Raw genomic sequence first — 26,292 nt, 5'->3', positions numbered from 1 at the left:
CGCCGGCGCGTCGCCGCATGAATCCGCTTCCTTCAGCCCGACAGGATTTCCCGATGCCTATTCGCTTTCGCCGAGCCGCCGTCGCGATCGTCGCGTGCGCCGCCCTCGCGGGCGCGCTGCCGCGCGCCGCGTTCGCGCTGACGGCCGCCGATACCGCCGCGCTTGCCGGCGACGACTTCGATGCGAAGACGGCCGCGATCGACCGGCTCGCCGCCGATGCCGATCCGCGCGCCGTCGCCGTGCTCAACGCGCTGTCGGCCGGCGACGCGCTCGCGACCGGCGACGGCCGCCTGCTGATCCAGACCGGCGACACCGCGCACGACGCGCTCACGCAGGCCGCGACGACGGCCGGCGACGCGCAGCCCGTGATGCTGAACAACCTGCTGCGCACGAAGATCGCCGGCACACTGTCGGGGCTCGCGCTCGCATCGCCCGATGTCGCCGCGCGACGCGACGCGATCGATGCGCTGCTGAAGTCGCCCGACCCGGCGCTCAAGCCGATGATCGACCGCGCCCGCGCGAAGGAAACCGATCCCGCGCTGAAGCGTCGCCTCGATGCACTGTGGGCGATCGCCGCGCTGCACGATGCCGATCCGGCGAAACGCCTCGACGCCGTGCAGGTGGTGGCCGCGCGCCGCGACCTCGACATGATCGAACAACTGCGGCCGCTCGTCGCGAAGAACGCGGACGGCAGCTATGCCGAGCCTGACGCGCGCGTGCGCGATGCCGCGCAGCAAGGGCTCGACGCATTGCACTCGCTGCAGCGCCGCGGCGAGATCGTCGGCACGCTGTTCGCCGGCCTGTCGCTCGGCAGCGTGCTGCTGCTTGCCGCGCTCGGCCTCGCAATCACATACGGGCTGATCGGCGTGATCAACATGGCGCACGGCGAATTCCTGATGATCGGTGCGTACGCGACCTATGTCGTGCAGACGCTGATCCAGCGTTACGCGCCCGGCGCATTCGACTGGTATCCGCTCGTTGCCGTGCCCGTGTCGTTCGCGACGGCCGCGCTCGTCGGCATCGTGCTCGAACGGCTCGTGCTGCGCCATCTGTACGGCCGCCCGCTCGAGACACTGCTCGCGACGTTCGGTGTGAGCCTGATCCTGATCCAGGCGACCCGCATGCTGTTCGGCGCGCAGAACGTGCAGGTCGTGAACCCGTCATGGATGAGCGGCGGCGTGACAGTGATGCAGAACCTGATCCTGCCGTACAACCGGCTCGCGATCCTCGCGTTCGCGCTTGCAGTGGTGTTCGTCGCGTGGGCCGTGCTGACGAAGACGCGGCTCGGCCTGTTCGTGCGCGCGGTCACGCAGAACCGCCGGATGGCCGCATGCGTCGGCGTGAAGACCGCGCGCGTCGACGCGTATGCGTTCGCGTTCGGCGCGGGCATCGCCGGCCTCGGCGGCTGCGCACTGTCGCAGATCGGCAACGTGGGCCCCGATCTCGGCCAGAACTACATCATCGATTCGTTCATGGCGGTCGTGCTCGGCGGCGTCGGGCAGATCGCCGGCACCGTGCTCGGCGGCTTCGGGCTCGGCCTCGCGAGCAAGGCGATCGAGCCGTTCTGGGGCGCCGTGCTCGCGAAGATCGCGGTGCTCGTGATGATCGTGCTGTTCATCCAGAAACGTCCTCAGGGCATGTTCGCCCCGAAGGGCCGCAGCGCGGAGGCTTGACGTGACTTTCATTACCGATTCGATGTCGAACCCGGTCGCCGACGCACCGAAGCCCGCTGCCGCCGCACGCGCAGCAGACGGTTTCGCGCTCGGCCTGCCGCCCCGCCCTGCGCTGCTGTCGCGCCGCGCGTGGCTCGCGCTCGTCGCGCTGTGCCTCGCGATCGGCATCGGCGTGCCGCTCGCCGCGCTCGTCGCGCCCGAAGCGAGCGCATTCCATCTGTCCGCCTACGCGATGACGCTCGCCGGCAAGCTGATGTGCTACGCGATCGCCGCGCTCGCACTCGATCTCGTCTGGGGCTACTGCGGGATCCTGAGCCTCGGCCATGGCCTCTTCTTTGCGCTCGGCGGCTACGCGATCGGCATGTACCTGATGCGCGAGATCGGCCGCGACGGCAAGTACGGCAGCGACCTGCCCGACTTCATGGTGTTCCTCGACTGGCATCAGCTGCCGTGGTACTGGAGCGGCACGCAGCATCTCGCGTGGGCGCTCGCGCTCGTCGTGCTCGTGCCGGCGGTGCTCGCATGGGTGTTCGGCTTCTTCACGTTCCGCTCGCGCGTGAAAGGCGTGTACCTGTCGATCATCACGCAGGCGCTGACGTTCGCCGCGATGCTGCTGTTCTTTCGCAACGAGACCGGCTTCGGCGGCAACAACGGCTTCACCGACTTCAAGCGCATCGCCGGTTTCGCGATCACGTCGCCCGGCACGCGCACGGTGCTGTTGCTGCTGACGTTCGCGACGCTGGTGCTCTCGTTCATCGCCGCGCGCGCGATCGTCACGAGCAAGCTCGGGCGCGTCGTCACCGCGGTGCGCGACGGCGAGACGCGGCTGATGTTCCTCGGCTACAGCCCGCTCGCGTACAAGCTGTTCGTGTGGACCGTGTCGGCCGTGCTGTGCGGCATCGCAGGCGCGCTGTACGTGCCGCAGGTCGGCATCATCAATCCCGGCGAGATGTCGCCCGGCAACTCGATCGAGATGGCGATCTGGGTCGCGGTGGGCGGGCGCGGCACGCTGATCGGGCCGATCGTCGGCGCGTTCGCGGTGAACGGCGCGAAGAGCCTGTTTACCGCGTACTTCGCCGAATACTGGCTGTTCTTCCTCGGCCTGATCTTCGTGCTCGTGCCGCTGCTGCTGCCGCGCGGGATCATGGGCCTCGTCGAAACCGTGCTCGCGAAGGGGAAACGTGCATGAACGGAACGGCCCTCTACCAATTCACGCCGCCGCCGGAAGACGAACTGCTGGCCGTCAGCGGCACCGCATCGATGGGGCGCGTCGTGCCGCCCGGCATCGATACGTCGCACGGCACGATCCTCTACCTCGAGGACATCGAAGTGAGCTTCGACGGCTTCCGCGCGCTGAAGAAACTGTCGCTCGCGATCGACGCGGGCGAGCTGCGCTGCGTGATCGGCCCGAACGGCGCCGGCAAGACGACGATGATGGACGTGATCACCGGCAAGACGCGCCCCGATGCGGGCAAGGTGTTTCTCGGCCAGACGCTCGACCTCGCGCGGATGAGCGAGCCCGAGATCGCGCGCACGGGCATCGGCCGCAAGTTCCAGAAGCCGACCGTGTTCGAGCAGCATCCGGTGTGGGAAAACCTCGAACTCGCGATGCAGACCGACAAGGGCTGGCTCGCGTCGCTGCGCGCGCGGCTCGACCGCACCGCGCAGGCGAAGATCGAAGAGACGCTCGCGCTGATCGGCCTCGAAAGCCACGCGTACCGCGCGGCCGGCGAGCTGTCGCACGGGCAGAAGCAGCGGCTCGAGATCGGCATGCTGCTGATGCAGCGCCCCGCGCTGCTGCTGCTCGACGAGCCCGCGGCCGGGATGACCGACCACGAGACGATGGAACTCGCCGAGCTGCTGAACACGCTGCGCGGCACCTGCTCGATGATGGTCGTCGAGCACGACATGGAATTCGTCGCGGCGCTCGCGGGCGACACCGGCCGCGTGACGGTGATGGCCGAAGGCGCGGTGCTCGCGCAAGGCACGCTCGACCAGGTCAAGCGCGACGACGCGGTGATCGAGTCTTACCTCGGACGTTGAAACGATGCTGAAGATCGAAGCACTGAACCAGTACTACGGCGGCAGCCATATCCTGCGCAACGTGAACCTCGCCGCCGACGACGGCAAGCTCACCGTGCTGCTCGGCCGCAACGGCGTCGGCAAGAGCACGTTGCTGCGCTGCCTGATGGGTGTCGTCGCCGCGAAGAGCGGCAGCGTGTCGTGGCGCGGCACGGCGCTCGGCGCGCTGCCGCCGTATGCACGCGTCGCGGCCGGGCTCGCATACGTGCCGCAGGGCCGCGACATCTTTCCGCGGCTGACCGTCGAGGAGAACCTGCTCGTCGGCGCGGCGAGCCGCAAGGCGCCGTCGAAAGTGCCGGACCGCATCTACGACCTGTTCCCGGTGCTGAAGGACATGCGCGCGCGGCGCGGCGGCGACCTGTCGGGCGGCCAGCAGCAGCAGCTCGCGATCGGCCGCGCGCTGATGAGCGAGCCGCAGCTGCTGATCCTCGACGAGCCGACCGAAGGGATCCAGCCGTCGATCATCCAGGACATCGGCCGCACGCTGCGCCAGCTCGTCGACGAATCGAACATGACGGTGCTGCTCGTCGAACAGTATTACGATTTCGCGCGCTCGATCGCGGACCGCTACTGGGTGATGAGCCGCGGCGAGATCGTCGCGGGCGGCGACGCGCGCGACATGGAAACGAACGGCGTGCGCGAACTGATCGCGGTGTGACCCGCGGCAACGCGGCAGGCACGGGCGGCCGGTTCGCGGTGCGGCCGCACGCGGCGCTTTCAACGAACGCGGCATCTGCATTATTGTTCCGGTAGCATCCACGTTCCTCGCGCCCGTTTCCGTCGTTTCCCGCTCGCCGCCGATGTCCGCCTCCGATTCCCACGCCTCGCTGTCCCGCCCCGCTGTCGCCAAGTCGTGGCGCGGCCGCCTCGAACTCGGCTTCGAGCGGCACGGTGCGCGCACGACGCTCGCGCACCGGCTGCACGACGGCCCGCTGCGCGTGCAGCGGCCGCTGTACCCGGAAGGCGACGCGATCTGCCATGCGGTGATCGTCCACCCGCCGGGCGGCGTCGCGGGCGGCGACCGGCTCGACATCGACATCGCGCTCGGTGACGGCACGCACGCGGTGCTGACGACGCCCGGCGCGACCAAGTGGTACAAGTCGAACGGGCTCGACGCGACGCAGCGCATCGGCATCACGGTCGGCGAAAACGCGAAGCTCGACTGGCTGCCGCAGAACGCCCTGTTCTTCGACGCGGCGCATGCGTCGCTCGACTTCACGGTGACGCTCGGCGCAGGCGCGAGCGCGATCGGCTGGGACGCGACACAGCTCGGCCGGCAGGCGGCCGGCGAAACCTGGTCGGCAGGCCGCATCGCGTCGACCTCCGCGCTCGTCGATGCCGACGGCCGGCCGCTGTGGACCGAGCGCGCGCTGCTCGACGCGCGCGATCCGCTGCGCGGCGCGCTGCAGGGCCTCGCAGGCTTCCCCGCGTACGGCACGCTGTGGGCTGCCGGCGCCGCGTGCGACGCCGCGCTCGCCGAAGCGCTCGCCGCGCGGATGCCGTTCGACCACACGCTGCGCGCGGGTGCAACCTGCGTGACGCCCGGCGTCGTGCTCGTGCGCGCGCTGTCGACGTCGATGGAAGCGCTGCAGCGCCACTTCACCGATTGCTGGCTGCAGTTGCGGCCGATCGTGCACGGCGTCGACGCACGACCACTGCGCCTCTGGCAAACCTGAGCGCGCTCGCGCCACGCACCGTTTCGGCGCAGCAGCACGTCCGGCGCTGCACGTTACCCATGCACCGCGCACCACGAACGCGCATCGCACCGCGTTCCATGCACATGGCACGCGCCTTGCTGCTTACATAACCGATACACGGCGCGCGCAAAAACGGCGCGGTGCTACGATGACCTGCACGTCCGCCCGGTTGGGCGCGCACCGATAAAAATTACGTTTTCCTGAACGTTTGCCTTCATGAAACTGACTCCCCGAGAAAAGGACAAGCTGCTGATCTTCACGGCGGCGCTGCTGGCCGAACGCCGTCGCGCGCGCGGCCTGAAGCTCAACTATCCGGAAGCGGTCGCCTTCATCACCGCCGCGCTGATGGAAGCCGCGCGCGACGGCAAGACCGTCGCCGAGGTGATGCACTACGGCACGACGCTGCTCACGCGCGACGACGTGATGGACGGCGTGCCGGAAATGATTCCCGACATCCAGGTCGAGGCGACCTTCCCCGACGGCACGAAGCTCGTGACCGTCCATCACCCGATTCCGTGAGGCCACGCATGATCCCCGGCGAAATCCTCACCGACGACGGCGAGCACGAACTGAACGCGGGCCGCGAAACGCTGACGCTCGTCGTCGCGAACACCGGCGACCGCCCGGTGCAGGTCGGCTCGCACTACCACTTCTTCGAAGTCAACGACGCACTGTCGTTCGACCGCGCGGCCGCGCGCGGCTTCCGGCTCAACATCGCGGCCGGCACCGCCGTGCGCTTCGAGCCGGGCCAGACGCGCACCGTCGAGCTCGTCGCGCTCGCGGGCGATCGCGCCGTCTACGGTTTTCAGGGCAAGGTGATGGGGCCGCTTTGAGCGCACGCCCCATTCTTCAGGTCTTCAGGAACAGCACGAGATGACACTACGCTTGAGCCGCCGCGCGTACGCGGAAATGTTCGGGCCGACGACGGGCGACCGCGTCCGGCTCGCCGATACCGAACTGCTGATCGAGATCGAACGCGACTTCACGACCTACGGCGAGGAAGTGAAATTCGGCGGCGGGAAAGTGATCCGCGACGGGATGGGCCAGTCGCAGCGCGTGTCCGCCGACGTGCCCGACACGGTCATCACGAACGCGGTGATCCTCGATCACTGGGGCATCGTGAAAGCCGACATCGCGATCAAGCACGGCCGCATCGCCGCGATCGGCAAGGCCGGCAATCCGGACATCCAGCCGGGCGTGACGATCGCGATCGGCGCCGCGACCGAAGTGATCGCCGGCGAAGGGCTGATCGTGACCGCGGGCGGCATCGACACGCACATCCACTTCATCAGCCCGCAGCAGATCGACGAGGCGCTCGCATCGGGCGTCACGACGATGCTCGGCGGCGGCACGGGGCCGGCCACCGGCACCAACGCGACGACCTGCACGCCGGGCCCGTGGCACATGGAGCGGATGCTGCAGGCCGCCGACGGCTGGCCGATCAACCTCGGCTTCCTCGGCAAGGGCAACGCGAGCCTGCCCGAGCCGCTCGTCGAGCAGATCGCGGCCGGCGCGATCGGGCTGAAGCTGCACGAGGACTGGGGCACGACCCCCGCCGCGATCGACAACTGCCTGTCGGTTGCGGACGACACCGACACGCAGGTCGCGATCCACACCGACACGCTGAACGAAGCCGGCTTCGTCGAATCGACGGTCGCCGCGTTCAAGGGCCGCACGATCCACACGTACCACACCGAAGGCGCGGGCGGCGGCCACGCACCCGACATCCTGAAGGTGTGCGGCGAGGCGAACGTGCTGCCGTCGTCGACCAACCCGACGCGCCCGTACACGATCAACACGCTCGACGAGCATCTCGACATGCTGATGGTGTGCCATCACCTCGATCCGTCGATCGCCGAGGATCTCGCGTTCGCCGAATCGCGGATCCGCCGCGAGACGATCGCGGCCGAGGACATCCTGCACGATCTCGGCGCGCTGTCGATGCTGTCGTCGGATTCGCAGGCGATGGGCCGCGTCGGCGAAGTGATCATCCGCACGTGGCAGACCGCGCACAAGATGAAGGTGCAGCGCGGCGCGCTGCCCGGGGACGGCGCGCGCAACGACAACTTCCGCGCGAAGCGCTACGTCGCGAAGTACACGATCAACCCGGCGCTCACGCACGGCATTGCGCACGAAGTCGGTTCGATCGAGCCCGGCAAGTGGGCCGACCTCGTGCTGTGGGAGCCAGCGTTCTTCGGGATCAAGCCGTCGATGATCCTGAAGGGCGGGATGATCGCGGTCGCGCAGATGGGCGACCCGAACGCGTCGATCCCGACGCCGCAGCCCGTCCACTATCGCGAGATGTTCGCGACGCGCGGCGGCGCGCTCGCGCGCACGTCGCTGACCTTCGTGTCGCAGATGGCGGCCGATGCGGGCATCGCGGAACGCTACGGCCTCGCGAAGCGGATCGTGCCGGTGCGCAACTGCCGCAACGTGACGAAGGCCGACATGATCCACAACGCATGGCGGCCGTCGATCAGCGTCGACCCCGAAACCTACGACGTGATCGCCGACGGCCAGTTGCTCACCTGCGAGCCGGCGACCGTGCTGCCGATGGCGCAGCGCTATTTCCTGTTCTGATGTCCGGTTCCTGTCTCATGCGCACCCTCGACAAACGCATTGCCCCGAACGTGAAACTCGCCGCGTCGCTCGTCGCGCGCGCACCGACGCTCACGCTCGCGTATGACGCCCGCTGCAAGAGCCGCCTCGCGGCGACGCTCGACACCGGCGAGGACGTCGCGGTCCTGCTGCCGCGCGGCACGGTGCTGCGCGACGGCGACGTGCTCGTCGCCGACGACGGTGCGCTCGTGCGCGTCGCCGCGGCGCCCGAAGCCGTGCTGCTCGTGCGCGCGGACGATCCGCTCACGCTGATGCGCGCCGCGTACCACCTCGGCAACCGTCATACCCCGGTCGAAATCGGCGACGGCTACCTGAAGCTCGAAGCCGATCCGGTGCTCGCAGACATGCTGCGCCGGCTCGGCACGCAGGTCGAATCGTCGAGCGCGCCGTTCCAGCCGGAAGCCGGTGCGTACGGCGGCGGCCACAAGCACGGGCACAACGCGACGTTCGCCGAGGACTACGCGCTCGCGCAGCAGGTGTTCGGCGAACACCACGGGCATTCGCATTCGCACGATCACGATCACGATCACGATCACGATCACGATCACGATCATCAGCATGGTCCCGGATGCACGCACGGCCACGGCCATGACCACCACTGAACTCGTCGCGCTGCTGCACCTCGCGTCGCCGGCGCTGCCGATCGGCGCATACAGCTATTCGCAGGGCCTCGAAGCCGCGCTCGACGCGAACCTGATCCACGACGCCGATTCCGCGCGCGACTGGATCGCGAGCGGCCTGACCGACGTGCTCGCGCACGGCGAGCTGCCGTTCCTCGCGCACCAGCTCGCACGCTGGCACGCGCACGACGCGCACGCGCTCGCCACGGAGAACGCGTGGTTCGTCGCAAGCCGCGAATCGGCGGAACTGCGCCGCGAGACCGAACAGATGGGCTGGTCGCTCGCGCAGCTCTGCGCGTCGCTCGAATGGGGTGATGCCGCGCGCCGCGCGACGCTCGCGTCGATGTCGCCGGTCGCGCTGCCGACCGCCTTCGCATACGCAGCCGCCGCGCACGACGCAAGCGCCGACGCGACGCTCGCCGCGTACGCATTCGGCTGGGTCGAGAACCAGACGTCCGCCGCGCTGAAGGCCGTGCCGCTCGGCCAGCTCGCCGGGCAACGCATCATCGTCGCGCTGCGCGGCGCGATCGACGCGGCCGTGCGCCGCGCACTCGCGACGCCCCCCGACGCCGTCAACACATTCGCGCCGCAGCTCGGCATCCTGTCCGCGCGGCACGAAACCCAGTACTCGCGGTTGTTCCGCTCCTGAACACGACGCTACCCGCCATGAACGCACCTGCTCCCTCCTCCACCCGCCGCACGAAGAAACTGCCGCCGCTGCGCGTCGGCATCGGCGGCCCAGTCGGCTCCGGCAAGACCACGCTGCTCGAAATGCTGTGCAAGGCGATGCGCGACAAGTACGACCTCGTCGCGATCACCAACGACATCTATACGAAGGAAGACCAGCGGTTGCTGACGGTTGCGGGTGCGCTGCCAGAGGAGCGCATCATGGGCGTCGAGACGGGCGGCTGCCCGCACACGGCGATCCGCGAGGATGCGTCGATCAACCTCGAGGCCGTCGACCGGATGCTGTCGCGCTTTCCCGACGCCGACATCGTGTTCATCGAATCGGGCGGCGACAATCTTGCCGCGACGTTCAGCCCCGAACTGTCGGACCTGACGATCTACGTGATCGACGTCGCGGGCGGCGAGAAGATTCCGCGCAAGGGCGGCCCCGGCATCACGAAGTCCGACCTGCTCGTGATCAACAAGACCGATCTCGCGCCGCTGGTCGGCGCGAACCTCGACGTGATGGCGTCCGACACGAAGAAGATGCGCGGCGAGCGGCCTTACGTGATGACGAACCTGAAGGCGCTCGAAGGCGTCGCGGACGTGATCGCGTTCATCGAGAAGAAGGGCTTGCTGACGGTCTGAGCGGCGCGGCGGCGGCACACGGCGCCGCCACGCGTGCCCGGGCGGCATGGCGCCGCCTTCGTCTATTTGTCGGAAGGGTCCTGCGCGTCCTGCTGCGTGCGCTCGCCGCGTTCGGCGGGCGGCAGCAGTGCCGCGAGCACGTCGACCGTGCGCGCGGTCGCGCCGCGGTGACGCGCCGCGAACGCCGCGCCGGCCGCGCCCATCGCGATGCGCCGCGCCTTGTCGGCGAACAGCGCGTCGAGCACGTGCGCGAGATCGAGCGGATCCTCGACCTGCATCGCCGCGCCGGCCGCGACCGCGTCGGCGGTCGCCTGCGTGAAGTTGAACACGTGCGGGCCGATCAGCACCGGCACGCCGACCGCGCACGCTTCGATCAGGTTCTGTCCGCCGAGCGGCAGCAGGCTGCCGCCGATGAACGCGACGTCGGCGGCAGCGTAATACGCGCCAAGTTCGCCCATCGAATCGCCGAGCAGCACCGTCACGTCGCCCGGCAGCGCTTCGGCGGCCGGGTGGCCGGCCGCGAGCGCGGCCGTGTCGGCGGCCCATGTGGAGCGTCGCATGCACTTGAGTCCGCTGCGCCCGACGAGCGCCTCGACCTCCGCAAAACGCTGCGGATGACGCGGCACGAGCACCAGCAGCGCGCCGGGCGTGTTCATCGCCGCGAACGCCTGCAGCACCAGCGCCTCCTCGTTCTCACGCGTGCTGGCGGCGACCCACACGGGCCGCGCGCCGATCGCGTCGCGCCACGCATGGCCGCGCGCCGCGAGTTCCGGCGGCGTCGCCATGTCGAACTTCAGGTTGCCGAGCACGGCCACGTTGCGTGCGCCGAGCGACGTCAGCCGCTCCGCATCGGCCGGGCTCTGCGCGAGCACGCGCGAGAAGCCGCCGAACACGTCGCGCGTCGCCGTGCCGAACTTCGCCGCGCGCCGGAACGAACGCGCGGACATCCGCGCATTGGTCAGCACGAGCGGCACGTCCGCGCGGCGGCACTCGTCGATCAGCGTCGGCCACACCTCGGTTTCCATCACGAGACCGAGCGTCGGCCGCCATGCGTGCAGGAAACGCCGCACCGCGCCCGGCATGTCGTACGGCAGGTAGCAGCGCAGCACGCGATCGCCGAAGATCTGTTCGCCGGTCGCGCGGCCGCTCGGCGTCATGTGCGTGAGCAGGATGCGCGCATCGGGGCGTGCGCGCATCAGCGCATCGATCAGCGGCTGCGCGGCGCGCGTTTCGCCGACCGATACCGCATGCACCCAGATCAGCGGCGCACGGTCGTCGCGCGAGCGGCCGGCCGCGTGACCGAAGCGTTCGCCGATATGCTCGCGATAGCCGCGCTCCTTGCGCGAGCGCACGTAGAGCCGGATGACCGCGACAGGCGCGACGAGCCACCACAGCGCGCGATAGATCGCCCTCAGCATGCTGCGGCCCCCGTCTTGCGTCGAAGCAGGTGTGCGCTCAAACCAGCGCCCTGCCCTTCAGGCGTTCGAGAATGCCGAGCGGCGCGCATTCGCGGCGGACCATCGCGTCGACCGGCAGGAAGAACGTCTGCTCGAGCATGAACTGGCCGGACATCACAGCGTGCGAAGTCTGGTCCGAGAAACATATCCACACGCTGCCCGGCGGGAACGGCATCGTCTGCTGCGGGCTCGTCTTCTGGTAGTCGAGATCGGCCTTCATGCTGTCGTGCAGGTTCAGCATCAGGTGGTCGTACGCGCTGCGCGGCGTCTTCGTCACGTGCAGCAGGTTCAGCAGCCACGCGGACCCGGGGAACTGCGGCTTGATGCGCGGCAGGAAGCGCTTCGCGACGTCCTCGAACGGCTCGCCGACCCGCCACACCCGCGGTGCGCCGGCCGGGTTCACGTTCGTGAACACGCGCAGGATGCGCTCGCCGTAGTTCGGCCGCGACGGGAACGCGTCGACGTGCAGCCGGCTGTCGTCCTTGCGCCACGACGTCTGGCGCGTCTCGACCCGCATCAGCCGCAGGCTCGTCGGCGCGACGCGCAGCTTGCCGCGGTATTCGGGAAACAGGCCGTCGACGAGCGTGCCGGCCTGCTGCTGGAAGCGCGCGACGAGCGCGCGCACGGCCGACTGCGTGACGCTGTCGCCGAGCACGCCGGCGAGCGCGCCGCCGTTCGGCGCGAGGCTGATGTTCTTGCGTTTCGGATCGGCGAGCGCCGGATCGAGCAGCGCTTCCTCGCCGCCTTCGATCGCGAAGCGCAGGTGCGGGAAATACAGCACCTTGCCTTCCTCGACCGCGGCCAGCAGTTGCTCGCGCGGCGCCGACAGGTTGTGTCCGCTCCAGTCGGCGGACGGGACTTCGATGATCTGGGATTCGCTCATGATCGGTTCGCGTAATTGACAGGCGTTACAGGAGACCGAAGCCCGCGAGCGCCGACTTCACCTGCGCGATCGACGGAGGTTGCCCCGCCGTGCCGAGATTGACGACGTTCGGCGACCAGTAGCCGCCGGTCCGCCAGGCCGTCGCGAAATTGTACAGTTCGACCGTCGGACGCTTCAGCGCGGCCGCGATGTGAACCAGACCTGTATCAACCCCGACGGTTGCGGCCGCGCCGTCGATCAGCCCGACCACGGCCGGCAGCGACAGCTTCGGCGGCACGATCGCCGCCGCGCCAAACTCCTTCGCGAGCCGCTCGCTCGTCGCGCGTTCCGCGTCGTTGCCCCACGGCAGCACGAGCGACGCGCCGCGCCGCACGAGCGCCTGCCCGAGCTCGACCCACGCAGCGTCCGGCCACTGCTTGTCGGCACGCGACGTCGCATGGACGAACACCACGTACGGCACCGGCAGGTTCAGGCCGAGCGCGGCCACCGCGAGCGCCGCCGCGCGCGTGTCGACGCCGAACTCGACCGGGTCGGCCGGCGTCGGCACCGGGTCGCCCAGCGCGGCCGCGACGAGTTGCCGCGAGCGCTCGACGACGTGCGTGCGCGGCGCGATCGGCACGCGCTTGCGGTAGAAGAAGCGCACGGGCCATTCGTAGCCGGCGCCGTCGGTGCGGTTGCCGAGCCCGACGAGCGGGCCGCGCGCCCAGCTTGCGACCCAGGCCGTCTTGATGAGGCCCTGGCAGTCGATCACGAGGTCGTACTGCTCCGCCGCGAGGCGCTGGCGGAATGCGCGGATCTCACGCCACGTGGCGCCCGAGAACGGCTTCTTGCGCCAGCGGCGCAGCGAGAACGGCAGCACGTTGCGCACGCCGTCGACGAGCCGCACGAGGTCGACGAAGCTTTCCTCGACGAGCCAGTCGATCTGCGCATCGGGGTGGCGGCGCCGGATATCGGCGATCACCGGCATGTTGTGCACGACGTCGCCCAGCGACGACACGCGCACGATCAGGATCTTTTGCACGCTGAAAAAACGCCGGCTGGCAGCCGGCGACAGACATAAAGGAGCGATTTTATCGCGCCCGGGGAGACAGACAGACAAAAAGCGGCGCACGCCTGTGGCGTGCGCCGCTTTTCGGGGAGGGCGCGACCGCTAAATCGGCCGTCGCGCCGTTGGCGGCCCGCAGGCCGCCGACACTCAGAACGGCAGCTTGACGTCCGGCTTCGCGGCCGTCAGCACGCGGCGGAAGTCCTCCTGGATGCGCTTGAGCCCTTCCTGCGTCTCCGACTCGAAACGCATCACGACGACCGGCGTCGTGTTCGACGAACGCGCGAGACCGAAGCCGTCCGGGTACTCGACGCGCAGGCCGTCGATCGTCACGACTTCCTCGGCGCCGTCGAACTTCGCCTCTTTCTGCAGCTTGTCGATCAGGCGGAAGTTCTCGCCCTCGTCGAGCCACAGCTGCAGTTCGGGCGTGCTCATCGCGTCCGGCAGCCCGTTGAGCAGCGCGCTCGGGTCGGCCGACTTCGTGAGGATCTCGAGCAGGCGCGCGCCCGTGTACAGGCCGTCGTCGAAGCCGTACCAGCGATCCTTGAAGAACACGTGGCCGCTCATTTCACCGGCGAGCGGCGCACCCGTCTCGCGCAGCTTCGCCTTCACGAGCGAGTGGCCCGTCTTCCACATCAGCGGCTCGCCGCCCTTCGACTTCACCCACTGCGCGAGGTTACGCGTGCACTTCACGTCGTAGATGATCTGCGCGCCCGGGTTGCGCGACAGCACTTCTTCCGCGAACAGCATCAGCTGGCGGTCCGGATAGATGATGTGGCCGTCCTTCGTGACGACGCCGAGGCGGTCGCCGTCGCCGTCGAACGCGAAGCCGAGCTCGGCATCGGTGTCCTTCAGCGCCTGGATCACGTCCTGCAGGTTTTCCGGGTGCGCGGGATCGGGGTGATGGTTCGGGAACGTGCCGTCGATGTCGGTGAAGCGCTCGACGAGTTCGCAGCCGAGCGCCTTGAACAGGCGCGTCGCGAGCGGGCCCGCGACGCCGTTGCCGGCGTCGACGACGAGCTTGATCGGCCGCGCGAGCTTCACGTCGCCGACGATGCGCGCGATGTACTGATCGGCGACGTCGACCTGCTCATAGGTGCCGCTGCCCGTCTCGAAGCGCTCGTCGACGATGCGGCGGTACAGTGCCTGGATCTGCTCGCCGTAGATCGCGGCGCCGCGCAGCACCATCTTGAAGCCGTTGTAGTCGGGCGGGTTGTGGCTGCCCGTGACGACGATGCACGAATCGACGCGGCGCTCGCCGCCCTTCAGCGCAAGCGGCACGTTCGCCGCGAAATAGCCGACCGGCGTCGGCACCATGCCGACGTCGACGACGTCGACGCCCGCCGCACGCAAGCCGTCGGCCAGTGCGCCGACGAGTTCCGGGCCGGACAGGCGGCCGTCGCGCGCGACGACGACCGCGTCGCCGCCCTGGGCGCGCACTTCGCTGCCGAATGCCCGGCCGATCCCGCGCGCCGTGTCGACGTCGAGCGTCTTGCCGACTACGCCACGAATGTCATATGCCTTGAAGATGGATTGGGAGATCATCGATTCTCTTCTCTCGGTTGCGTGCATGAAAAATTGTCTGGCCGCGTCTCGCCGGTGCCGCGCATGATACATGCAGGCCCGGCGAAACAAGGAACGGAACGGCTGGAGCGGCCCCGATCCCACTTATAATCGCGGGTTTTGATGACGCGCATGTCGCCCATTTTAATGCCTAGCCGACCCGCCGCCGCCAACCTGCAGCCTCCGGGCACCCTGCCGGCCGCCCTGCGCGCGTGCGCCCGCCGCGCATGCTGAAGCGCTTCGGCAACCCGGATGTCGCGAAGGCCGTCGCGAACCTCGTCTGGCTGGGGCTCGAACGGCTGACGCAGATCGGCGTCGCGATCGCGATCAGCGGTCTTCTGGCCCGTTATTTCGGGCCGGATGTGTTCGGCAAATGGCAGTATGCGAATACGCTCCTCCTGGTACTGGCGCCGCTCACCTGGGTGTGCGGCGCGGAAATCCTCGTTCCGACCATCGTCCAGCGCCCGCCCGCCCAGCTCGGCGCGGTGCTCGGCAGCGCGTTCGTGCTGCGCATCGCCGTATCGGCCGCCGCGCTCGTCGCGACCTGGATCGCGATCGCCGCGGGCGCCTTCGATCCGCTGGTCGGAGCGATGCTCGCGGGCCTGGCGGTCACGATGATCTTCCGCGAGCCGTTCGTCGGCGTGATCAACGCGTGGCTGCAAAGCATGACCTACAGCAAGCCGCAGCTCGTCGCCAGCATGGTCACCGCGCTGGCGAAGGCGCTGCTCGTGTGGCTGCTGGTCCGCGCGGCCGCCGGCCCCGCGCACTTCGGGTGGCTGTGGGCACTCGAGGCCGCCGCGATCGGCTTCGCGCTGCTGCTGTACTACCGGCATCGTAACGGCGGCGCGCTCGGCTGGGCGTTCGATAAACCGCTGTTCAGGCACTTTGCGACCGCCGGCACCGTGTTCTGGCTCGGCCTCATCTGCATGTACCTGTTCCTGAAACTCGACCGCCTGATGCTCGAGCGTCACGTGTCGTTCGCCGATCTCGGCCGCTACTCGGCCGCGCAGCAGCTCAACGAGAACTGGATCACGCTCGCGCTGATGCTCGCGCAGACGATTGCGCCCGCCTTCGTCTACCGCGTGCAGGACGTAGCGCGGCTGCGCCGCAACATCGTCCGGCTGATCGCGATGACGGCCTGCCTGATGACGGCCGGCGCGCTCGTGCTCGACGCGGCCGCCCCGCTGATCGTCGGCAAGGTGTTCGGCCGCGGCTACGAGGCATCGGTCGACATCTTCCGCTGGGCCGTCTGGCTGTCCGTGCCGGCCGGCATCGAGGCGATAGGCAATCTTATCGTTCTCAAATATCAAGCAAAATTCGTGTTGCTGTCGAAATGGCTGCTCGCGCTGGCGATCGCCGCGCTCGTCAACCTGTTCGCGATCCCCCGGCTCGGCCTGTACGGCGCGCTCGTCGGGCTGGCGGCCGGCTACCTGGCCGCCGCCGCCGTCAACTTTTATTACATCCGTTTCAAGCTGCGAACATGACGTCCCCCGCTTGCCCGCCCCCGCTCGACGACGTGGCCGTGCTGATGCCGGCCTACAACGGGCATGAAGACGTCGACCGGACCCTGGCCTCGTTTCGCGAAGACGCGCCCGTGCACGTGCTGATCGTCGACGACGGCAGCACGCCGCCGATCGTCGCGCCCGACCTGCCCGGCCTCGCGATCGAGGTGCTGCGCATGCCGCAGAACGGCGGCATCGAGCGCGCGCTCGCGGCCGGCATCGACGCGCTCGCGGCGCGCGGCTTTCGTTATGCGGCGCGCATCGACGCGGGCGATCTCGCCGCGCCGCAGCGCCTCGCGAAAGAACGTGCGTATCTCGGCGCCCATCCGCGCGTGGCCTGCGTCGGCATGTGGACCCAGGTCGTGTCGCGCGCCGGCGAGCCGCGCTTCATGCTGACGCCGCCCGCCGATCCGCGCACGCTGCGCCGCACGCGCTTCCTGCGCTCGCCGCTCGTGCATCCGTCGGTGATGCTGCGCATCGACGCCGTGCTGGAAGTCGGCAACTATCGCGCGAAATACCGCGCGGCCGAGGATCTCGATCTTTTTTTACGGTTAATGCAACGCTACGATTGCGCGAACCTGCCGGAACTCGGGCTCTATTACGAACTCAACGAGGGCGGGATCAGCGCGACCAAGCGCCGGCGCCAGCTGGTATCGACGCTGTCGCTGCTGCTGCGCCACTTCAACGCGCTGAACCCGTACGACTGGGCCGGCCTCGCCAAGAACCTGCTGCATTTCGTGACGCCGTATCGCACGCTGCAGCGGATCAAGCAGACGCTGTTCGCCGCGCGGCCGTCCGCTTGACGCGGATCCGGCCCCTTCGGCATTTTCGACGCTTTATTTTTTTCTTTTTTCATGTCCGCCACCTCCCCGCTGCGCATCGCGCTCGTCTGCAACACGGCCTGGGCGATCTACACGTACCGCCAGGGTCTGATCCGTGCGCTCGTCGCGCGCGGCGCCGAGGTCATCGTGATCGCACCGCACGACCGCACGGTGCCGCTGCTCGAGCAGATGGGCTGCCGCTACGTGGCGCTCGCGGTCGCGTCGAAAGGCACGAGCCCGCGCGAGGATCTCGGCACGCTCGCGGCGCTGGTGCGTCACTACCGCGCACTGCAGCCCGATCTCGTGTTCCACTACACGATCAAGCCGAACATCTACGGCTCGGTCGCCGCGTGGCTCGCGCGCGTGCCGTCGATCGCGGTCACGACGGGGCTCGGTTACGTCTTCATCCAGAAAAGCCGCGCGGCGAGCGTCGCGAAGCGCCTGTACCGGTTCGCGTTCCGCTTCCCGCGTGAAGTCTGGTTCCTGAACCGCGACGATCTCGCAACCTTCACCGACGAACAGTTGCTCGCGCATCCCGACCGCGCACGGCTGCTGCACGGCGAAGGCGTCGATCTCGAACAGTTCGCGCCCGCGCCGCTGCCCGGCGGCGACGCGCCCGTCTTCATCCTGATCGGCCGGCTGCTGTGGGACAAGGGCGTGCGCGAATACGTCGAGGCCGCGCGCATCGTGCGGGCCCGCTACCCGAACGCGCGCTTCCAGCTGCTCGGGCCGCTCGGCGTCGACAATCCGAGCGCGATCGGCCGCGCGGATGTAGACGCGTGGATCGGCGAAGGCATCGTCGAGTATCTTGGCGAAGCGCACGACGTGCGCCCGCACATCGCGGCCGCCGATTGCGTCGTGCTGCCGTCGTACCGCGAAGGCGTGCCGCGCACGCTGATGGAAGCATCGGCGATGGGCCGCCCGATCGTCGCGACCGACGTGCCGGGCTGCCGCGACGTCGTCGCCGACGGCGAAACGGGCTTTCTGTGCCGCGTGCGCGACGGCGCGAGCCTCGCGGAGCAACTGCTCCGCATGATCGAACTCGGAACGGCCGGACGCGACGCGATGGGTGCGCGCGGCCGGCAGAAGGTCACGGCGGAATTCGACGAGCAGCAGGTCGTCGAACGTTACCGGCAGACCATTCATTCGTTGACAGGCATCACTCTCTGAAGGAGCGCATCAGCATGACCGCTAAAGGCACCATCCTCGTTACCGGCGGTGCGGGCTATATCGGCTCGCACACGGCCGTCGAGCTGCTCGACAACGGCTACGATGTCGTGATCGTCGACAACCTCGTCAACAGCAAGGCCGAGTCCGTGCGGCGCATCGAGCAGATCACGGGCAGGACGCCCGCGTTCCACCAGGTCGACGTGTGCGACGAAGCCGCGCTCGCGAAGGTGTTCGACGCGCACCCGATCACCGGCACGATCCATTTCGCGGCGCTCAAGGCCGTCGGCGAATCGGTCGCGAAGCCGCTCGAGTATTACCAGAACAACATCGGCGGCCTGCTCGCCGTGCTCAAGGTCATGCGCGAGCGCAACGTCAGGCAGTTCGTGTTCAGCTCGTCCGCGACCGTGTACGGCGTGCCCGAGCGCTCGCCGATCGACGAGTCGTTCCCGCTGTCCGCGACGAACCCGTACGGCCAGTCGAAGCTGATCGCCGAGCAGATCCTGCGCGATCTCGAGGTGTCGGATCCGACGTGGCGCATCGCGACGCTGCGCTACTTCAACCCGGTCGGCGCGCATGCGAGCGGGCTGATCGGCGAGGATCCGGCCGGCATCCCGAACAACCTGATGCCGTATGTCGCGCAGGTCGCCGTCGGCAAGCTGGAAAAGCTGCGCGTGTTCGGCTCCGACTACCCGACGCCGGACGGCACGGGCGTGCGCGACTACATCCACGTCGTCGATCTCGCGAAGGGGCACATCGCCGCGCTCGACGCGCTGGCGAAGCGCGACGCGAGCTTCGTCGTGAACCTCGGCACGGGCCAGGGCTACAGCGTGCTGGAAGTCGTGCGCGCGTTCGAGAAGGCGTCGGGCCGCCCGGTGCCGTACGAGCTCGTCGCGCGCCGCCCGGGCGACATCGCCGAGTGCTACGCGAACCCGCAGGCCGCGGCCGACATCATCGGCTGGCGCGCGACGCTCGGCATCGACGAAATGTGTGCCGACCACTGGCGATGGCAGGAGGGGAACCCCCGCGGTTTTGTATAATCCGCTGTCCATTTTTCGAGCGATCCCATGCTCAGCTTCGCGTCCGGCTTCATCGTCTCCCTGCTCGTCACGCTGTTCATCGTGCGCTACGCGCACCTTCACGAGAAATTCTCGATCGACAGCGACCTGGCCGGCGTGCAGAAATTCCACGTGCGGCCCGTGCCGCGGGTCGGAGGCATCGGGATCCTCGCGGGCGTCGTCGCATCGGCGCTGATCCTGCTCGGGCGCTATCCGACGATCGCCGGCAGCATTCTGGGCATCGCCGCCTGCGGGCTGCCGGCGTTCCTGTCCGGCCTCGTCGAGGACCTGACCAAGCGCGTGTCGCCGCGCGCGCGGCTGCTGTGCACGATGGGCGCGGCCGCGCTCGCGTTCGGGGTGATGGGCATCGCGGTCAAGCGCATCAGCGTGCCGCCGCTCGATTTCCTGCTCGGCTACGTCGCCATTTCGGCGTTCGTCACGGTGCTCGCGGTCGCGGCGCTCGCGAATGCGATCAACATCATCGACGGCTTCAACGGGCTTGCGTCGATGGTCAGCTTCATGATGTTCGCGTCGCTCGCGTACGTGGCGTTCCAGGTCGGCGACCCGGTCGTCATGTCCGCGTCGATCATCATGATGGGCGCCGTACTCGGCTTCTTCCTGTGGAACTTCCCGGCCGGGCTGATCTTCCTCGGCGACGGCGGCGCGTATTTCATCGGCTTCATGCTCGCGGAGCTCGCGATCCTGCTCGTGATGCGCAACCGCGAGGTATCCGCGTGGTACCCGGTGCTGCTGTTCATGTACCCGATCTTCGAGACCTGCTTCTCGATCTACCGGAAGAAATTCATCCGCGGGATGTCGCCCGGCATTCCGGACGGCGTGCACCTGCACATGCTCGTGTACAAGCGGCTGATGCGCTGGGCGGTCGGCACGAAGCACGCGCACGACCTGACGCGCCGCAATTCGCTGACGTCGCCGTACCTGTGGCTGCTGTGCCTCGTCGCGGTGATTCCCGCGACGCTGTTCTGGCGGCACACGGTGCACCTGTTCGTGTTCGTCGTGCTGTTCGCGTTGACGTATGTGTGGCTTTATCTGAGCATCGTGCGGTTCAGGGCGCCCAGGTGGATGGTGGTGAGGAAGACGCGACGCGGGCATTGAGCGGCCCTCCGCCAACCGACGCCGGCGGCTTACGGTGCCTCAAGCCCCGCCCACGCAACGAACGAAACACTAACTTCCAGTAGAATTGCTGCTCCAGTGCGGCATTAGCGTATAGATCACGACGTTACCGTCGTCCTGAACGTAGGTGACTGCGCCCGGATTTCCACTGGTGTTGGAATACCAGAGCGGTGTGTGCGTCGAACTGTAGACGACCAGATTGCCATCCGCTTGCATCGTCGCATAGGCACCCGAATGACCGAACGTACCGGAATTCCACTGCGGAACGCCCTGGCGAAGCAGCACCAGATTGCCGTCGCCCTGCATGACCAGCACGTTTGCGCCGTTGCCTGAAGTAAAGCTCTGGCCGTTGCTGATGGTGACGCCGCCCTTCCAGACGGCAGGGCCGCTCGAGGAGTTGACGTATCCCGTCGTCGCGGTCGCGGTGGAAAATGCCGGTACGTACGCGTAGATCACCAGGTTGCCGTCGTCTTGCATCGCAAGAAATTGGCTGTAAGGCGTGCTGTTGGTCGACGAGAACCAGAGTGCCTTGCCGCTCGCGCTGTAGACCACAAAGTTGCCGTCAGGCTGGAAGGCCGCATAGGCTCCGGAGTTTCCGAAGGTTCCGGAATTCCACACCGCGCCGCCATTGGCCACGTTGTAAAGCACGAGGTTGCCGTCGTATTGCATGAGGAGTTGATGGTTCCCGGACGGCGAGTACAGGGTTTGCCCCGGGTTCAGCGTCGTACCTTCATTGACGATACCGCCGTAGATGGGCGACGTCTGCGCGCATATTGCCGAATGCAACACGCTGATATTCGGCGAGCCCCAACCTGTCACGAAGTCCCATCCCGGGCCGGCGCTGTATGCGCCGTTCGTCCCGTAGGTGACATCGCGGAAGATGGCCGGGGTAGTTGCTTGAAAGCTGTATAAGGTGGGCGCGGCGAATCCCAGGTTCGTCACGCAAGGGCCCGAGAGCATGCGCGCCCAGGTTGCCGCAAACAGCGGCGCGGCCAGGCTTGTTCCTCCCACGGTCAGCGATTGTCCGCCGACAATGACCAGCGCACCGCTGTCGGGATCGGCATCGAACGCAAGATCCGGGACGCCCCGATAGGCTCGCCCATTGAGTTGGGATACGTTCGACTGCCACGCGGGAATGGGCTCCACGACGCTGATGCCGCCACCACTGTTGCCCCAGGCCGTCTCGCCGGCGTAGCTTCCATTCGCGTTCGTGTACACGCTTGTGCCGCCCACGGCTACGACATACGGAGAGCTCGCCGGATATTCCACCGAGGTGCCGGAACAGCCATAGCCAACGCTGCCTGAATCCCCCGAGCTGATCGAGAAAGTCTGTCCTTGCGCGACGGCGAGTTTGAGCAGCAGATCGACTGATACGGTTGGCGCCCAGGTCTCGCATCCGCCGATGGACATGTTGATGACCCGGGCGGTATTGTCTGCCACCGCCAGATTGATGGCGGAAGCCATGTCGATCCACGCGAAGGATGACGCAACGTAGAAATTGAGTTGCTTGAGGCCACCGGACATTCCGACAATGCTCTGGCTATCGAGCGACCATTCGATGTTCGCGCTCGTGTCGGCGCTTGGTATCCCGGCATTGATGACCGAGACGGGTACCGCGGGCAGCTGGTTGTTGTTTTCGAAGGTAGTCAGGTCGATGAGCGGCTGTGTCAGGTTTCCTTCGGCAATGATCCCCACCGTGACGTTGCGGGCCGTTGGAGCGCTGCCGACGGAATAGATGCCAGGAAAAGCAGTCGGGTTATGACCTACCGTGATTGCTGCTGGCGACGGCGCGCCTGCTTTTTGCGCACCGCCCGCGAGCGAAGCCCGGACGCTGTGCGTATGCACGCGAGTCGCGGTATCCAGTCCTAACACCGATTGAACGACACCGCTGATCGCATCGGGCACCGTCTCGGCAGTGAGGTTGACATGCGTCCGGCTGCCGTCCGCCATCGCGACCGGCACCAGCGTCGTCCTGAACACGCCGGATACCACATTGGCCGGGGCATCGGCCTCGACGATCATGTTGTTGCCGGCCGCTTTGATGTTCGTGAAGCCATTACTTCGCAGGTAGGCCTTCACGGCCGAGACCTGCCCGGCCGTCGGAGCGTACTGCGCGGCGACCTGCGCCGAGGTCAGCACGGCTCCGAAACTGGCGCTGCCACGCGTCCTTGCTTGCTGCAGAAATCCATCCAATGCGGCTTCGTTGTTGAGCTTGAGTACCAGCGCAACATGGACGGGCGTCGTGGCGCTCAACGGCGCCAAACCCACGACATTGCCCGCGGCCCGCAGTGCCGACAACTTGTACGCCTGTGCCGTGACCGCCGTCGTGCTGTCGCCGCCCCCGCAGCTTGCAAGCACGAACACCGCGAGTGCCGCGATCATCGATCTGGCAATGTGCCCGGTCTTCATCGGAATGGTCTCTCTTTTGGATTATTTATTTAAATTTTTTGCAACTCCTCTTTTTATTTCAGCATCCGATCGTTAATTGGCGTGCTCGCCAAGTTCAATTCCGTTGATAAAACATATGCAGGAATCAGCCAACAGTCAAACACGCTCGGCGAGCGGGCGCGAACGGGTTAAGCCATGCCTTGATTCGAATAATGTCGCCGCGCAAATCCTTCAGGTGACATGCAATCAACGGGCCGGCAAACCCCACAAACAAAAATGCCGTCCAGTACTTCTACTGAACGGCATGGATTTCGCGGGACACCTGGTTTTGGCGATGTACGACACCGGGTCGATTCGATCACTCGCTGGAAACCGCCCGCTTCGGCACGCTCTGCAGCACCGGCGCAACCGCTGTCTGGTACTCCGGCACCCAGCGCCGCAGGTCGCGCCGCACCTCGTCGTCGGTCAGCACGCGGTGCTGCATCAGCCACGGCAGCAATTCATCGAGCAGGTTGTCCGGCACTTCCCGCGCCCGCGCGATCCGCAGTTTCGGGTGCGGCGTGCGTGTCGTCGCCTCGTCGTCCGCGAGCAGTTCCTCGTAGAGCTTCTCGCCGGGCCGCAGCCCCGTGAATTCGATCCGGATCTGTTCTTCCGAGAAACCGTACAGGCGGATCAGGTCGCGCGCGAGATCGACGATCTTCACCGGCTCGCCCATGTCGAGAATGAAGATCTCGCCGCCATGCCCCATGCTCGACGCCTGCAGCACGAGCTGCGACGCTTCCGGGATCGTCATGAAGAAACGCGTGATCTCCGGGTGCGTGACCGTCACCGGGCCGCCCTTCGAGATCTGCTGCTGGAACTTCGGGATCACGCTGCCCGCGCTGCCGAGCACGTTGCCGAAGCGCACGGTCTCGAACTGCGTGCGCCCGCTCGTCTGCTGCAATGCCTGGCAGGTCATTTCGGCGAGGCGCTTGCTCGCGCCCATCACGTTGGTCGGATTGACGGCCTTGTCGGTCGAGATCAGCACGAAGTGACGCACGTCGTGGCGGATCGCCGCGCGGGCCACGCGATACGTGCCGAGCACGTTGTTGCGCAGCGCCTGCCATGCGTTGTGCTCCTCCATCAGCGGCACGTGCTTGTAGGCGGCCGCATGGAACACGATGTGCGGTGCATGGTGCGACATCACCTGGTCGAGCAGCAGCGAATCCTTCGCGTCGCCGATGATCGGCAGAACCGGCAGGTCCGGGAAGCGCTCGCGCAGTTCCTCGGTGAGCCGGTACATCGCGTACTCGGACAGGTCGAACGCGACGAGCTGCGCCGGCGCGAAGCGCAGGATCTGCCGGCACAGCTCGGAGCCGATCGAGCCGCCCGCGCCCGTCACCATCACGACGCGGCCGCGCAGCAGCGCCTCGACGTGCGGCGTGTCGATCGTCACGGCGTCGCGGCCGAGCAGATCCTCGAGATCGATGTTCCGCACCTGCGAAAGGAAGCCCTGCCCCGGCATCAGCGCAGTCAGCGAAGGCAGCACCATCGCCTTCACGCCGGCACGCACGCACAGCGTCGCGACGCGGCGCTGCGTTTCGACCGACGCCGACGGAATCGCGATGATCGCGTACTCGACCTTCATCGCATCGGTCCAGTGCTTCAGGTCGTTGAACGAGCCCAGCACCTTGTAGCCGTAGATTTCCCGGCCCTGCTTCGTGACGTCGTCGTCGAGCAGGCCGACGAGGCGCCATTCGCCGGAGCGCGACAGTTCGCGCGCGAGACTCGCACCGGCGGTGCCGGCGCCGAGCACCAGCACCGGCTTGCCCTTCCCGACCAGGCCGCCGTACAGGTAATACTCCTTCGTCGCGCGATACAGCGCGCGCGCGCCGCCCATCGCCAGGAACAGCATCAGCGGCGACAGGAGCAGTACCGAGCGCGGAATGATCGGTGCCGGCTGGAACATCACCGCGCCGATCATCACGATCACGCCACCGCCGACCACCGCCTTCGCAATGCGCATCAGGTCGGGCAGGCTCGCGAACACCCAAAGCCCGCGATACAGGCCGAACCCGTGGAACATCAGCGCATAGACAGGCAGCACCCACGTCAGCGCCATCAGCGCGCCGCTCAGGAAATCATGCGGAACGCTGCCGTTGAAACGAACGAGATAAGCGAACAACCATGCGGCGACAACCGCCGTCAGGTCGAACAGGAAAGCACTCAGTGACAGCCAGGATGCCTTGGATCGCAACATCGGCAGGAAACCTCAAGAGTTGTTTTCGGCGGCCGACTGAAACCGGCGCCAACGCATGTCGATCAACCATCCGAAGCATGCCAGGACGCCATACCACGCGATGAACGACAGCCATTGCTGCAGCTCGGGGCGGCCCTTTGCCCACACGGCGACAATTATGCCCGCGAGCATGATGAGGTACCAATAAAGAGCGGTCCGACCGTGACCTACGCCCGATCGGACCATCCTTTGATAATAGTGCTCGCGGTGCGCCTGCCAGAACTTTTCTCCGCGTAACAGGCGTCTCGAAAGTGTTACAGATGCATCGGCAATAAAGGGCGCGAACACCATCGCGGGAAACCAGATCGGCCAGACGCCGGTACGCCAGCCCCAGTAGCCCAGCGCGCCAGCCAGGAATCCGAGCGGAATCGAGCCGGCGTCGCCGAGGAACAGCCTGGCCGGGTGGAAATTGAGCAGCAGGAAACCCAGTGCCGCGCCGGCGACCGCCGCGCCCGCCACGACGAGATCGGGCGACGCCTGCGCGCCATTCAGCGCCGCGACCGCGTACCCGCCGAAACCGAACAGCGCCATGCCGCCCGCGAGGCCGTCGGCGCCGTCCATGAAGTTGTACAGGTTCGTCAGCCAGACCATCGCGAAGCCCACGCCGACAAGCAACCACCAGGGCGCGTCGGCCGGAAAGACGACGATCAGCGCGACGACTGCCGCGAGGTGCGCCGAGAACCGCACGCGGGCCGGCAGCCCGCGCCGGTCGTCGATCTGCGACATCGCGGCCAGCCCCGCGGCGGCGATGGCGACGAGCCACAGTCGCGGCGCCAGCGCCAACAGCGCAACGATGGATACCGGCACGATGCCCCATCCGCCGACGCGCGGCGTCGGCAGCGTATGGAGCGAACGGTCGTTCGGAATGTCGGTTGCGAGGCGCCATGCGAGGCCGGTCGCGAGCAGCATGCGCAGGATGGCCGTCGACGCGATGGCGGCGACCAGCGCCACCCCGACCGCAGCAGGCCATGTGGAAATCGGGAAATGCATG

At 67.5% G+C, this 26,292-nt stretch carries 23 protein-coding genes; 16 read left to right on the top strand and 7 right to left on the bottom strand.

Going from position 1 to position 26,292, the window contains the following annotated elements; genetic code table 11:
- The first annotated feature begins 53 nt into the window (after positions 1-53).
- From urtB to ureG, 11 genes are all read left to right on the top strand, one after another.
- The gene (urtB, locus tag LXM88_RS09380; RefSeq protein WP_262541601.1) at positions 54-1,673 is read left to right on the top strand and encodes an urea ABC transporter permease subunit UrtB; all 1,620 of its coding nucleotides are present in this window, start codon (positions 54-56) and stop codon (positions 1,671-1,673) included.
- A gap of 1 nt (position 1,674) precedes the next feature.
- Entirely contained in the window at positions 1,675-2,862 is a 1,188-nt protein-coding gene (gene urtC / locus LXM88_RS09375) for an urea ABC transporter permease subunit UrtC (RefSeq protein WP_262541600.1), read from the top strand.
- The gene (gene urtD, locus LXM88_RS09370) at positions 2,859-3,716 is read left to right on the top strand and encodes an urea ABC transporter ATP-binding protein UrtD (protein WP_047900003.1); all 858 of its coding nucleotides are present in this window, start codon (positions 2,859-2,861) and stop codon (positions 3,714-3,716) included. Before urtC ends, urtD begins: the two co-directional genes overlap by 4 nt.
- 4 nt (positions 3,717-3,720) lie before the next feature.
- A complete protein-coding gene (gene urtE, locus LXM88_RS09365) occupies positions 3,721-4,413 on the top strand; it encodes an urea ABC transporter ATP-binding subunit UrtE (RefSeq protein WP_174420077.1) in 693 nt (230 codons plus the stop codon).
- A gap of 142 nt (positions 4,414-4,555) precedes the next feature.
- Entirely contained in the window at positions 4,556-5,431 is an 876-nt protein-coding gene (locus LXM88_RS09360; protein WP_262541599.1) for an urease accessory protein UreD, read from the top strand.
- A 237-nt stretch (positions 5,432-5,668) separates the two neighbouring features.
- On the top strand, positions 5,669-5,971 hold the full coding sequence (gene ureA / locus LXM88_RS09355; RefSeq protein ID WP_006406310.1) for an urease subunit gamma: 303 nt from the start codon (positions 5,669-5,671) through the stop codon (positions 5,969-5,971).
- A gap of 8 nt (positions 5,972-5,979) precedes the next feature.
- Positions 5,980-6,285 (top strand): urease subunit beta, encoded by a 306-nt coding sequence (locus LXM88_RS09350; protein ID WP_034182910.1) that lies wholly within the window; start codon positions 5,980-5,982, stop codon positions 6,283-6,285.
- Between the two features lie 40 nt (positions 6,286-6,325).
- Positions 6,326-8,032 (top strand): urease subunit alpha, encoded by a 1,707-nt coding sequence (ureC, locus tag LXM88_RS09345; protein ID WP_262541598.1) that lies wholly within the window; start codon positions 6,326-6,328, stop codon positions 8,030-8,032.
- 17 nt (positions 8,033-8,049) lie between these two features.
- Positions 8,050-8,673, top strand: a complete 624-nt coding sequence (gene ureE, locus LXM88_RS09340; protein ID WP_262541597.1) for an urease accessory protein UreE — start codon at positions 8,050-8,052, stop codon at positions 8,671-8,673.
- On the top strand, positions 8,660-9,340 hold the full coding sequence (locus tag LXM88_RS09335) for an urease accessory protein UreF (protein ID WP_262541596.1): 681 nt from the start codon (positions 8,660-8,662) through the stop codon (positions 9,338-9,340). The genes ureE and LXM88_RS09335 overlap by 14 nt, the downstream gene beginning before the upstream one ends.
- A 17-nt stretch (positions 9,341-9,357) precedes the next feature.
- On the top strand, positions 9,358-10,005 hold the full coding sequence (gene ureG, locus LXM88_RS09330; protein ID WP_047899997.1) for an urease accessory protein UreG: 648 nt from the start codon (positions 9,358-9,360) through the stop codon (positions 10,003-10,005).
- Between the two features lie 62 nt (positions 10,006-10,067).
- On the opposite strand, the gene waaA is transcribed toward ureG, so the two are convergent.
- From waaA to LXM88_RS09310, 4 genes are all read right to left on the bottom strand, one after another.
- Positions 10,068-11,423 (bottom strand): lipid IV(A) 3-deoxy-D-manno-octulosonic acid transferase, encoded by a 1,356-nt coding sequence (gene waaA / locus LXM88_RS09325; RefSeq protein WP_262541595.1) that lies wholly within the window; start codon positions 11,421-11,423, stop codon positions 10,068-10,070.
- A 37-nt stretch (positions 11,424-11,460) separates the two neighbouring features.
- Positions 11,461-12,345, bottom strand: a complete 885-nt coding sequence (locus tag LXM88_RS09320) for a Kdo hydroxylase family protein (RefSeq protein ID WP_262541594.1) — start codon at positions 12,343-12,345, stop codon at positions 11,461-11,463.
- Between the two features lie 25 nt (positions 12,346-12,370).
- Positions 12,371-13,366, bottom strand: coding sequence for a lipopolysaccharide heptosyltransferase I (gene waaC, locus LXM88_RS09315; protein WP_262541593.1), 996 nt, complete (start codon positions 13,364-13,366; stop codon positions 12,371-12,373).
- Positions 13,367-13,540: 174 nt separating this feature from the next.
- Positions 13,541-14,935 (bottom strand): phosphomannomutase/phosphoglucomutase, encoded by a 1,395-nt coding sequence (locus LXM88_RS09310; RefSeq protein ID WP_262541592.1) that lies wholly within the window; start codon positions 14,933-14,935, stop codon positions 13,541-13,543.
- 245 nt (positions 14,936-15,180) lie between these two features.
- Between LXM88_RS09310 and LXM88_RS09305 the strand changes: the two genes are divergently transcribed.
- Genes LXM88_RS09305 through LXM88_RS09285 form a run of 5 tightly spaced genes read left to right on the top strand, consistent with a single transcriptional unit; the run spans position 15,181 to position 20,617 of the window.
- Positions 15,181-16,437, top strand: a complete 1,257-nt coding sequence (locus tag LXM88_RS09305) for an oligosaccharide flippase family protein (RefSeq protein WP_262541591.1) — start codon at positions 15,181-15,183, stop codon at positions 16,435-16,437.
- Entirely contained in the window at positions 16,434-17,258 is an 825-nt protein-coding gene (locus LXM88_RS09300) for a glycosyltransferase (RefSeq protein WP_262541590.1), read from the top strand. Before LXM88_RS09305 ends, LXM88_RS09300 begins: the two co-directional genes overlap by 4 nt.
- Positions 17,259-17,309: 51 nt before the next feature.
- Positions 17,310-18,446: a glycosyltransferase family 4 protein gene (locus LXM88_RS09295; RefSeq protein ID WP_262541589.1), complete on the top strand. Its 1,137-nt coding sequence runs from the start codon at positions 17,310-17,312 to the stop codon at positions 18,444-18,446.
- A 14-nt stretch (positions 18,447-18,460) separates the two neighbouring features.
- On the top strand, positions 18,461-19,483 hold the full coding sequence (gene galE, locus LXM88_RS09290; RefSeq protein WP_262541588.1) for a UDP-glucose 4-epimerase GalE: 1,023 nt from the start codon (positions 18,461-18,463) through the stop codon (positions 19,481-19,483).
- Between the two features lie 27 nt (positions 19,484-19,510).
- Positions 19,511-20,617 (top strand): MraY family glycosyltransferase, encoded by a 1,107-nt coding sequence (locus LXM88_RS09285; protein WP_262541587.1) that lies wholly within the window; start codon positions 19,511-19,513, stop codon positions 20,615-20,617.
- Positions 20,618-20,686: 69 nt separating this feature from the next.
- Here the strand turns inward: LXM88_RS09285 and LXM88_RS09280 are convergent, their stop codons facing one another.
- The 3 genes from LXM88_RS09280 to LXM88_RS09270 all read right to left on the bottom strand — a co-directional run bounded on the left by LXM88_RS09280 (position 20,687) and on the right by LXM88_RS09270 (position 26,291).
- Complete coding sequence (locus LXM88_RS09280; RefSeq protein WP_262541586.1) at positions 20,687-23,044, bottom strand: protease pro-enzyme activation domain-containing protein; 2,358 nt, start codon at positions 23,042-23,044, stop codon at positions 20,687-20,689.
- 337 nt (positions 23,045-23,381) lie between these two features.
- The gene (locus LXM88_RS09275) at positions 23,382-25,262 is read right to left on the bottom strand and encodes a polysaccharide biosynthesis protein (protein WP_262541585.1); all 1,881 of its coding nucleotides are present in this window, start codon (positions 25,260-25,262) and stop codon (positions 23,382-23,384) included.
- A 12-nt stretch (positions 25,263-25,274) separates the two neighbouring features.
- On the bottom strand, positions 25,275-26,291 hold the full coding sequence (locus LXM88_RS09270; RefSeq protein WP_262541584.1) for an MraY family glycosyltransferase: 1,017 nt from the start codon (positions 26,289-26,291) through the stop codon (positions 25,275-25,277).
- Between the last annotated feature and the right edge of the window lies 1 nt (position 26,292).

Origin of the sequence: Burkholderia sp. S-53 (assembly GCF_025560745.1) — a bacterium.
GTDB classification, from domain to species: domain Bacteria; phylum Pseudomonadota; class Gammaproteobacteria; order Burkholderiales; family Burkholderiaceae; genus Burkholderia; species Burkholderia pyrrocinia.
Note: the sequence above shows the minus strand (reverse complement) of the source record. Positions and strands in the feature narration are given on the sequence as shown.

Bases quoted from the DNA above. Each gene is read 5' to 3' on its own strand.
- urtB (WP_262541601.1), top strand. From the start codon at position 54: ATGCCTATTCGCTTTCGCCGAGCCGCCGTCGCGATCGTCGCGTGCGCC.
- urtD (WP_047900003.1), top strand. From the start codon at position 2,859: ATGAACGGAACGGCCCTCTACCAATTCACGCCGCCGCCGGAAGACGAA.
- urtE (WP_174420077.1), top strand. From the start codon at position 3,721: ATGCTGAAGATCGAAGCACTGAACCAGTACTACGGCGGCAGCCATATC.
- LXM88_RS09360 (WP_262541599.1), top strand. From the start codon at position 4,556: ATGTCCGCCTCCGATTCCCACGCCTCGCTGTCCCGCCCCGCTGTCGCC.
- ureA (WP_006406310.1), top strand. From the start codon at position 5,669: ATGAAACTGACTCCCCGAGAAAAGGACAAGCTGCTGATCTTCACGGCG.
- LXM88_RS09350 (WP_034182910.1), top strand. From the start codon at position 5,980: ATGATCCCCGGCGAAATCCTCACCGACGACGGCGAGCACGAACTGAAC.
- ureC (WP_262541598.1), top strand. From the start codon at position 6,326: ATGACACTACGCTTGAGCCGCCGCGCGTACGCGGAAATGTTCGGGCCG.
- ureE (WP_262541597.1), top strand. From the start codon at position 8,050: ATGCGCACCCTCGACAAACGCATTGCCCCGAACGTGAAACTCGCCGCG.
- LXM88_RS09335 (WP_262541596.1), top strand. From the start codon at position 8,660: ATGACCACCACTGAACTCGTCGCGCTGCTGCACCTCGCGTCGCCGGCG.
- ureG (WP_047899997.1), top strand. From the start codon at position 9,358: ATGAACGCACCTGCTCCCTCCTCCACCCGCCGCACGAAGAAACTGCCG.
- waaA (WP_262541595.1), bottom strand. From the start codon at position 11,423: ATGCTGAGGGCGATCTATCGCGCGCTGTGGTGGCTCGTCGCGCCTGTC.
- LXM88_RS09320 (WP_262541594.1), bottom strand. From the start codon at position 12,345: ATGAGCGAATCCCAGATCATCGAAGTCCCGTCCGCCGACTGGAGCGGA.
- LXM88_RS09310 (WP_262541592.1), bottom strand. From the start codon at position 14,935: ATGATCTCCCAATCCATCTTCAAGGCATATGACATTCGTGGCGTAGTC.
- LXM88_RS09305 (WP_262541591.1), top strand. From the start codon at position 15,181: ATGCTGAAGCGCTTCGGCAACCCGGATGTCGCGAAGGCCGTCGCGAAC.
- LXM88_RS09300 (WP_262541590.1), top strand. From the start codon at position 16,434: ATGACGTCCCCCGCTTGCCCGCCCCCGCTCGACGACGTGGCCGTGCTG.
- LXM88_RS09295 (WP_262541589.1), top strand. From the start codon at position 17,310: ATGTCCGCCACCTCCCCGCTGCGCATCGCGCTCGTCTGCAACACGGCC.
- galE (WP_262541588.1), top strand. From the start codon at position 18,461: ATGACCGCTAAAGGCACCATCCTCGTTACCGGCGGTGCGGGCTATATC.
- LXM88_RS09285 (WP_262541587.1), top strand. From the start codon at position 19,511: ATGCTCAGCTTCGCGTCCGGCTTCATCGTCTCCCTGCTCGTCACGCTG.
- LXM88_RS09280 (WP_262541586.1), bottom strand. From the start codon at position 23,044: ATGAAGACCGGGCACATTGCCAGATCGATGATCGCGGCACTCGCGGTG.
- LXM88_RS09275 (WP_262541585.1), bottom strand. From the start codon at position 25,262: ATGTTGCGATCCAAGGCATCCTGGCTGTCACTGAGTGCTTTCCTGTTC.
- LXM88_RS09270 (WP_262541584.1), bottom strand. From the start codon at position 26,291: ATGCATTTCCCGATTTCCACATGGCCTGCTGCGGTCGGGGTGGCGCTG.